This window comes from Gaiella sp., from assembly GCF_039915195.1.
GTDB lineage: Bacteria > Actinomycetota > Thermoleophilia > Gaiellales > Gaiellaceae > Gaiella.
Window position 1 is genome coordinate 1 of the sequence record NZ_JBDSNT010000110.1, and the last position, 8,445, is coordinate 8,445.

9 protein-coding genes and 1 pseudogene are annotated in these 8,445 nt (G+C 68.6%); 4 read left to right on the forward strand and 6 right to left on the reverse strand.

Translation table 11 applies throughout. The features are described 5' to 3' along the window. The 6 genes from ABIR74_RS10895 to ABIR74_RS10920 form a co-directional block, all read right to left on the reverse strand. A partial coding sequence (locus ABIR74_RS10895; protein ID WP_348177988.1) for an arginine repressor occupies positions 1-356 on the reverse strand: 356 nt, incomplete at its 3' end. Beyond that, positions 353-1,504: an acetylornithine/succinylornithine family transaminase gene (locus ABIR74_RS10900; RefSeq protein WP_348177990.1), complete on the reverse strand. Its 1,152-nt coding sequence runs from the start codon at positions 1,502-1,504 to the stop codon at positions 353-355. The genes ABIR74_RS10900 and ABIR74_RS10895, both read right to left, overlap by 4 nt. Then, positions 1,501-2,169: an acetylglutamate kinase gene (gene argB, locus ABIR74_RS10905; protein ID WP_348177992.1), complete on the reverse strand. Its 669-nt coding sequence runs from the start codon at positions 2,167-2,169 to the stop codon at positions 1,501-1,503. Before argB ends, ABIR74_RS10900 begins: the two co-directional genes overlap by 4 nt. Further along, complete coding sequence (gene argJ, locus ABIR74_RS10910) at positions 2,166-3,323, reverse strand: bifunctional glutamate N-acetyltransferase/amino-acid acetyltransferase ArgJ (protein ID WP_348177993.1); 1,158 nt, start codon at positions 3,321-3,323, stop codon at positions 2,166-2,168. Before argJ ends, argB begins: the two co-directional genes overlap by 4 nt. A 5-nt stretch (positions 3,324-3,328) precedes the next feature. Continuing rightward, positions 3,329-4,312, reverse strand: a complete 984-nt coding sequence (argC, locus tag ABIR74_RS10915) for an N-acetyl-gamma-glutamyl-phosphate reductase (RefSeq protein WP_348177994.1) — start codon at positions 4,310-4,312, stop codon at positions 3,329-3,331. 171 nt (positions 4,313-4,483) lie between these two features. Beyond that, positions 4,484-4,618 carry a hypothetical protein gene (locus ABIR74_RS10920; RefSeq protein WP_348177995.1) on the reverse strand — a complete coding sequence of 45 codons (135 nt, stop codon included), beginning with the start codon at positions 4,616-4,618 and terminating at the stop codon, positions 4,484-4,486. A 100-nt stretch (positions 4,619-4,718) separates the two neighbouring features. Between ABIR74_RS10920 and ilvB the strand changes: the two genes are divergently transcribed. The 4 genes and pseudogenes from ilvB to ABIR74_RS10940 form a co-directional block, all read left to right on the forward strand. Further along, positions 4,719-6,437 carry a biosynthetic-type acetolactate synthase large subunit gene (gene ilvB / locus ABIR74_RS10925; RefSeq protein WP_348177996.1) on the forward strand — a complete coding sequence of 573 codons (1,719 nt, stop codon included), beginning with the start codon at positions 4,719-4,721 and terminating at the stop codon, positions 6,435-6,437. Beyond that, complete coding sequence (gene ilvN, locus ABIR74_RS10930) at positions 6,434-6,943, forward strand: acetolactate synthase small subunit (protein WP_348177997.1); 510 nt, start codon at positions 6,434-6,436, stop codon at positions 6,941-6,943. The genes ilvB and ilvN overlap by 4 nt, the downstream gene beginning before the upstream one ends. Before the next feature lie 44 nt (positions 6,944-6,987). Next, positions 6,988-7,983: a ketol-acid reductoisomerase gene (ilvC, locus tag ABIR74_RS10935; protein WP_348177998.1), complete on the forward strand. Its 996-nt coding sequence runs from the start codon at positions 6,988-6,990 to the stop codon at positions 7,981-7,983. 128 nt (positions 7,984-8,111) lie between these two features. Continuing rightward, positions 8,112-8,445 (forward strand): annotated as a pseudogene (locus ABIR74_RS10940) (phosphoserine transaminase); the annotation flags it as partial.

The window sequence follows — 8,445 nt, forward strand, 5'->3', positions numbered from 1 at the left end:
ATCGAGGGATGGCTCCCCTCGTCGATCGCCTGCGCGAGCGCACTCGCGTAGCCGGAGGGCGTTGTCACGACGACGAGCCCGCTGTTGGCAGCCTGGACGCCGATGGCGTACCTACGCATCGCGGCGCCGATCGCGCGGAGCCGATCGGCGTCGCCCGTGCCGGGCGGGGCATAGATGAGGCGGCCGCTCGGGGCACGCACCTTGACGAGCCCTAGCTCGGCGACATCGCGGGAAACGGTCGTCTGGACGACATCGTGACCTTCGTCCTGAAGCGACTGGACGAGCTCGGCCTGCGTCGAGAGGGCTCTGTCCTGGACGAGGCGGAGGATCGCTGCTTGCCGTTCGCGTCGATTCATGGCGCGAGCACTCCTTCCAGGATCGTGAGCGCCTCGGCGACCTGAGCCGCGTCGACGATGAGCGGTGGAGTCAGCCGGAGCACGTCCGGTCCGGCCGAGAGAACGAGCAGGCCCTGCTCCCTGCATGCGTCGACGACGGGGCCGACGGGTCGATCGAGCTCGGCCCCGATCAGGAGGCCACGGCCTCGGACCGAGCGCACGGCGGGGAGAGCCGAAAGTCCGGCTTCGAGCTCGACGCCGCGATCGCGGACGTTCTGGAGCAGCTCGGCGTCGATCGCCTCGACGACGGCGCAGGCTGCAGCGGCAACGACAGGGTTACCGCCGAACGTCGAGCCGTGGTCGCCGGGCACGAATCCCGCTGCTGCACGCTCCCCCGCAAGCAGCGCCCCCATGGGCAGTCCGTTCGCAAGGCCCTTGGCCAGAGTGACGAGGTCGGGGCGAATTCCGAGTTGCTCGTAGGCGAAGAACGTACCCGTCCGACCCATCCCGGCCTGAACCTCGTCGACGCAGAGGAGCGCGCCGACCTCGTGCGCAAGCTCGGCTGCCGCCTGCGCGAATCCGGGCTCGAGCGGGATCACGCCGCCTTCGCCGAGGACGGGCTCGAGCAGGATCAATGCTGTCTCGCGCGCGGGGGCAAGCGCCGCCTCGAGCGATTCGACGTCGTTCGGCCGGGCGAACGAGACGCCGGGTACGAGCGGGCCGAAGCCCTCCCACTTGCCGGGCTGACCGGTGGCAGAGAGCGCTCCGAGCGTGCGCCCGTGGAAACCACCCTCGAGGGCGACGATCCGGGTTCGCCCCGTCGCCTTTCGTGCGATCTTGAGCGCCGCCTCGTTCGCCTCGGCGCCCGAGTTGCAGAAGAAGGCGCCGCCGCCTTCGAACCGCTCCTCGAGGAGCGATGCGAGCCGGAGCATCGGCTCGGTCCAGTACAGATTCGAGGCGTGCCAGAGCTCGTCGAGCTGGGCCTTCGCGGCTGCGAGAGGGCCCGGAGCACAATGGCCGAGCCCGACAACGGCGATCCCTGCGACGAAGTCGAGGTAGGAGCGGCCGGCATCATCCCAGACGGTGCAACCGTCGCCGCGGACGACCGTGATGTCGGCCCGCGCGTACGTCGGGAGAACCGAGCTGCGGGCATGGACGAGCGACGTCATGCGACCACCTCGGTAGCGCCGATCACGGCATGCACTCCGCCGCGCGTCGCGAGCACCGCTGCCTCGAGCTTCGGCACGATCCCGCCCTCGAACGTCCCGTCTCCGAGCATTCGAGCGGCCGTTTCGACGTCGATCCGGCCCAGCACTACGCCGTCCAGGAGCACGCCGGGAACGTCGCTGACGAAGACGATCCGCTCTGCGCCGAGGCCGACGGCGAGCGCGGCGGCCGCCTCGTCCGCGTTGACGTTGAGCGGCCCCTCCGCGAGGGGTGCAACGACCGGTATCTGCCCCGCGGCCAGCGCGTTCACGATCGCAGTAGGCGACGTGGGAACCGGATGGCCGACGAGGCCGAGCGCTGCGACCTGCTCCGCCTGCAGACCGATCTCGTCACCGATGAGCGAGATCGCGTCCGGCCCGATCGCCGCGCAGACCTCGTGATTCACCTCGGCGAGCGACGCCCGAACGACGCCGAGCACCTCTGCGGTCGTCACGCGGCGGCCATCGACGAACGACGGTGCGATGCCCCTCCGCTCCATCTCCGCCGTGATCTGCGGACCTGCGCCGTGGACGATGACCACGTCGTACCCGGCCGCACGCAGGGCGAACGCCTCCGCGGCCGCCACGGCTGCGACCCGCCCGCCGAGCTTGAGGACGACCCTGCTCACGTCGTGTACTCCGCGTTGATGCGCACGTAGTCGTAGGTGAGATCGGAGGCGAGATACCCGGCCGCACCGGCGCCAAGGCCGAGGTCGAGATCGATCCGGCAGACCGCGCCCGAGACGTCGGGCTCCGCGTCGGTCGGAGCATCGTTCACGAACACGGCCGTCCCGTTGAACGAGACCGTCAGCGATGCGGTGTCGAGCCGGGCGAACTCGTCCCCGTACGGCGCCGAGCCTGCCGCAGCGAGCACGCGCCCCCAGTTGGGGTCGTGCCCGAACGCGGCGGTCTTGACGAGAGGAGAAGTGGCGATCCTGCGAGCAATCGCCTCTGCCTCGGGCTCGGTCGCCGCTCCGGTGACGCCGATCTCGAGCACCACCGTCGCCCCTTCGCCGTCGGCGACGACCTGGCGCGAGAGATCCGCACACACCTCGTGAAGCGCAACTGCGAACATCTCGTCGTCGCGCCGCGCACCGCTCGCACCGTTCGCAAGAAGGATCACGGCGTCGTTCGTGGAGCAGTCGCCGTCGACCGAGATCCGGTTGAACGTCGCCTCGACCGCCGGACGCAGGAAGACCTCGGGCTCGCCGGCGGCGAGCGGATAGTCGGTGGTGAGTACGACGAGCATCGTCGCGAGCCGGGGATGAATCATCCCCGCTCCCTTCGCCATGCCACCAACGGTGAATCCACCGGTCGTGACGGCTGCAACCTTCGGGCCCGAATCGGTCGTCAGGATCGCACTCGCAGCCGCGCCGCCGCCCTCGGGGGAGAGGGAGTCGGCGGCGGCGCGGGAACCTGCGAGCACCTTGTCGACCGGGAGGCGTACGCCGATGACACCGGTCGAGAGGACGATGATCTCTTCGGTTGCGAGCCCGAGTGTCGCTGCAAGCGCCTCTGCCGACGTGACGGCGTCCGCCTCGCCCTGGGGGCCTGTTGCAGCGTTTGCAACTCCGGCGTTGATCAGAACTGCCTGGGGTTGCGCGGCAGCGAGATGGCGCTTCGAGACCGTCACCGGGGCCGCCTGGACGCGGTTCTTCGTCCACAGGGCCGCGCCCACGGCCGCCGAAACGGAGCGCACGACGGCGACGTCCGGCTTTCCGGATGGCCTGATGCCCGCCGAGACGCCACTCGCAACAAAGCCCTGAGCAGAGGTCACCGACATATGGCCTAGACCAGTACTCCGTGGAGCCGCAGCCCGGTGTCATCCTCGAAGCCGAGCGCCCGGTTGACGTTCTGGATCGCCTGCCCTGCAGCTCCCTTGCCGAGGTTGTCCTCGGCGCAGATCACGATGGTGCGGTCAGTGAACCGATCCGGGAAGACGCCGATCTCGGCCCGGTCGGTGCCGCGAACGCGCGCCAACTCGGGAGCGACGCCTTCGGGGAGCACGGAAACGACATCGCTTCCCGCGTACGCCTCGATGAGCAACGAGCGGAGGTCGGCGCCGGTCGACCGGACGTTGCACGTAGCGAGGAGGCCGCGACGGACGGGCAGAAGGTGCGGGGTGAAGGAGACGGGGAAGCCGAGCAGCTGCGCTATCTCAGGCACGTGCTGATGCGAACCGACGCGGTAGGGGCTGACGTTCTCGAGCACGAACCCGGCGTGCGAGGCGTCCTTCGGCGTCCGGCCGGCACCCGTCATGCCCGAGAGCCCGTCGACGACCACCGAGTCGCGGTCGATCGCGCCTGCGATCGGCGCCAGAGCGAGGAGCGTGGCGGTCGCGTAGCACCCGGGGTTCGCGATCAGACGGCCGGCCTCGATGACGAGCTCGGGCAGCCCGTAGACCCAGTCGCCGAGCCGCTCGGGGTGTGGATGCTCGAAGCCGTACCAGGCCGAGTAGCCCGTCGCGTCCCGCAGCCTGTGCGCACCCGAGAGGTCGACGACGACACCGGCCGGAATCTCCTCGATCGTCGCCGAGGCGCCGTGGGAGAGACAGAGGATCGTCACGTCCGTCTCGTACGCAAGCGCGTCGGCGTTCGGGACGAAGTCGGGCATTGTAGTGCCTTCGAGCCTCGGGTCGAGGGCGCTTGCAGGCTGTCCCGCGAGCGAATCAGAACCGACGGCGGCGAGCTCGAGCCCCGGGTGCCCGAGGACCCGGTCGAGCGTCTCCTGCCCGGTGTACCCGGCCGTACCGACGATGCTGACGGTCTTCATCCTGCATAGTATGCACGGATTCGTACAACTATGCGGAATTGGTGTCCGAAAGACCGCACCGCAGAAGTGGCGATCGCGACGAGGAAGATCAGGCTCGAGTGCACGAAGCCCAAGCTCCTGCGGACGGGTGCACGCCTCCGATTTGCGGCTCCTCGCGGGTCCAGGCATGCTTCAGGGCAGATGCTCTGCCTCTCCGTACCCGCGTTCGACAGGGATCCGCGATCCGCCATTCACGGTATCGCCGTATCGCGCGGCGTAGGCATCGAGCTCATCACGATTCTCCCCCGCTAGGGAGACGTCGCTCACGCACAGGCCCCGATCAGTGCAGACGGCGACGGAATCAGCACCGTTCGCCGACCAGGCGGCCGGAGAAGGGACGAGGCACCGTGAGACCGAAGGACAGGACATGAAAATGAACGGAGCAGACGCGATCCTGCGCTCCCTCGAGGCAGAGGGCGTCGAGGTGATGTTCGGAATCCCCGGCGGAGCGATCATGCCGACCTACGACGCGATGGCGCGCGGCACCACCGTGCGCCACGTCCTCGCCCGCCACGAGCAGGGCGCGGGGCACATGGCGCAGGGCTATGCCCGGGCCTCCGGCAAGGTCGGCGTCGCGATCGCCACATCCGGCCCCGGCGCCACGAACCTCGTCACGCCGATCGCCGACGCGTGGATGGACTCGACGCCGCTCGTCTGCATTACCGGCCAGGTGCGCTCCACGCTGATCGGCACCGATGCCTTTCAGGAGTGCGACATCACCGGGATCACGATGCCGATCGTCAAGCACTCCTGGCTCGTCCAGGACGTGAAGGACATTCCCACCGTGATGAAGGCTGCGTTCCACGTTGCCAGCACCGGTCGCTGCGGCCCCGTGCTCGTCGACGTGCCGCGCGACATCCAGGAGGCGGAGATCGACTTCGTCTACCCCGAGACCGTCGATCTGCCCGGCTGGCGACCGCCGCGCAAGGTGCACCCACTCCAGATCCGCGAAGCCGCCGAGCGGATCGCGAAGGCCGAGAAACCTGTGCTCTATGTCGGCGGTGGCACGATCAACGGCGACGCCTGCGACGAGCTGCGCGCGTTGGCGGAGGTCGGCGAACTGCCCGTGGTGACGACTCTGATGGGCAAGGGGGCCTTCCCCGAGACCCATCCGCTGTTCTTCGGCTGGCCCGGGATGCACGGCACGAAGTGGGCGAACATCGCCATGAACACGTGCGATGTCCTCGTCGCAATCGGCGCGCGTTTCGACGACCGCGTCACCGGGAAGCTCACTGCGTTCGCCCCCGGGGCCACTGTGATCCACCTCGATATCGACCCCGCCGAGATCTCGAAGCTGCGCGACGCGGACATCCCTGTCGTCGGGCCGCTCAAGAAGGCGCTCCACGAGCTCGGGATCGCCGTCGGCAAGCACCGCACGGCGGGCGTGCCCGGGCCGTCCGCCTGGGTGCGTCGGATCGAGAACCTGCGGGACGAGTTCCCGCTGCGCTACGGCACGAGCGGTGAATGGCTCAAGCCGCAGAAGGTGATCGAAGTGCTCCAGGACCTGACGGCCGGCGACGACGTGATCGTCACGACCGGCGTCGGCCAACACCAGATGTGGGCGATGCAATACATCCTCACAGAGAAGCCTCGCAACTTCATCACGTCGGGCGGGCTCGGGACGATGGGGTACGGGATCCCCGCCGCAATCGGCGCGAAGGCCGCACGGCCCGAAGCAACCGTCGTCTGCGTCGACGGTGACGGCTGCTTCCAGATGACCGCCCAGGAGCTCACAACGGCGGTGATCGACGACCTGCCGATCATTGTCGTCCTCGTCAACAACGGCTATCTCGGCATGGTCACACAATGGCAGGACATGTTCTTCGATGGCCGACGCTCGCACGTCGGGCTCGGGGTCGATGTGCCGGACTACGTCAAGCTCGCCGAGGCGTACGGCGGAGTGGGGATGCTCGTCGAGTCGGAGGCCGAGCTCGAGCCCGCGCTGCGTGAAGCCCTCGCACTGAACCGGACGGTCGTGATCGACTGCCGCGTCGACCCGACCGAGCAGTGCTTCCCGATGATCCCCGCCGGCGCTGCTGCAATCGACATGGTCGAGTACGCGGATCCAGTGGAGGCGGCCTCGTGAAGCACACGATCTCCGTTCTCCTCGAAGACAAGCCGGGCGCGCTCGCACGCATCGCGACGATGTTCGCCCGCCGTGGCTTCAACATCGACTCCCTCGCCGTCGGCCCGACCGAGCGCCCTGGCGTCTCGTGCATCACGCTTCGCGTCGATGCCGAACACCACTCGCTCGAGCAGATCGAGAAGCAGATCCACAAGCTCGTCAACGTGCTCCGGGTCACCGAACTTGCGCCGGACGAGGCCGTCGAGCGAGAGTTGCTGCTCCTCAGGGTCGGCGCGGCCCCCGAACGACGCGCAGAGCTGGTCTCGACCGCCGAAGCCTTCAAGGCCCGCGTCGTCGATCTCGGCCCCGACACGGTCACGTTCGAGCTGACCGGGACGCCCGAGGAGCTCGAGGCCTTCCAGGAGCTCGCGCGTCCGTACGGGATCAAGGAGCTCGTCCGAACGGGTCGTGTCGGCATCGCCCGTGCATCCGCCCGCAAGGCGCCCCGCCTTTCGGCGATCAACTGATTCACCCCTGCACCATTCGACATCAACGAAGGGACACCAAAGACATGGCAACGATTCTCCGCGACGGTGACCTCGGCCTTCTCAACGGCAAGGTCGCAGTCATCGGCTACGGGAGCCAGGGTCACGCCCATGCGCTCAACCTCCGCGATTCCGGCGTCGAGGTCGAGGTCGGCCTCCGCGAGGGCTCTGCTTCGTGGGGCGAGGCAGAGGCAACCGGGCTGACAGTACGCACCATTGCTGACGCGGTCTCGGGCGCGCAGCTCGTCGCGATGCTCCTGCCGGACCAGGTGCAGCCGCAGGTCTACTCCGACCACGTCGAGCCGAACCTCGCCCCGGGAGCAGCTGTCCTCTTCGCCCATGGGTTCAACGTTCTCTACGAGCGCATCGCACCCGATGCCGAGCACGATGTGATCATGGTCGCCCCGAAGGGGCCGGGCCACGTCGTGCGGCGCCTCTTCACGGAGGGCTACGGCACCCCGGCCCTGATCGCGATCCAGCAGGACGCGTCGGGCCGGGCGCGCGATCTCGCGCTTGCGTATGCCGTCGGCATCGGCGCGGGCCGGGCCGGCATCCTCGAGACGACGTTCAAGGAGGAGACCGAGACCGACCTCTTCGGCGAGCAGGCCGTCCTCTGCGGTGGCGCGTCCGAGCTCGTCCAGGCCGGATTCGAGACGCTCGTCGATGCCGGCTACGACCCGCAGATGGCCTATTTCGAATGTTTGCACGAGCTCAAGCTCATCGTCGACCTCATGTACGAGAAGGGGCTGGCGGGGATGCGCTACTCGATCTCCAACACGGCCGAGTACGGCGACTACTCGCGCGGCAAGCGCGTCATCACCGACGACACGCGGGCGAGCATGCGCAAGATCCTCGAGGAGATCCAGTCCGGCGACTTCGCCCGCGAGTGGATCGCCGAGAACCGCGCCGGCCAGGAGAACTTCAAGCGCATGCGCGCCGAGCAGGCCGCGACGCAGGTCGAGACGACCGGCAAACAGCTGCGCGGGATGATGGACTGGATCGACACCGACTTCCACGAGTAGGCCCGCGGACCCGGTTGCTACTCAAGATCCCCCAAGACCTGCGTCCGACCGACGGACGCTTCGGATGCGGGCCATCGAAGATTCGCTCGCAGCAGCTCGAGCACCTCGCGGGCCCGTCCGCGGGCCTGATGGGCACATCGCATCGCCAGGAGCCGGTCAAGCAGCTCGTCGGCCGCGTGCGCGCCGGATTGAGCGAGCTGCTCGGCGCGCCCGCGGGCTATGAGATCGCGCTCGGCAACGGCGGCACGACGGCCTTCTGGGACGCCGCGACGTTCGGCCTCGTCCGCGAGCGCGCGCAGCATCTCGCCTTCGGCGAGTTCGGGGCGAAGTTCGCCCAGGGGACGAACGACGCACCGTTCCTCGCCGACTCGATCGTCGTCGCGGCCGACGCCGGCCGGGCCCCTGCGCCCACCTCGGACCCGTCGGCCGACGTCGTCGCCTGGCCTCACAACGAGACGTCGA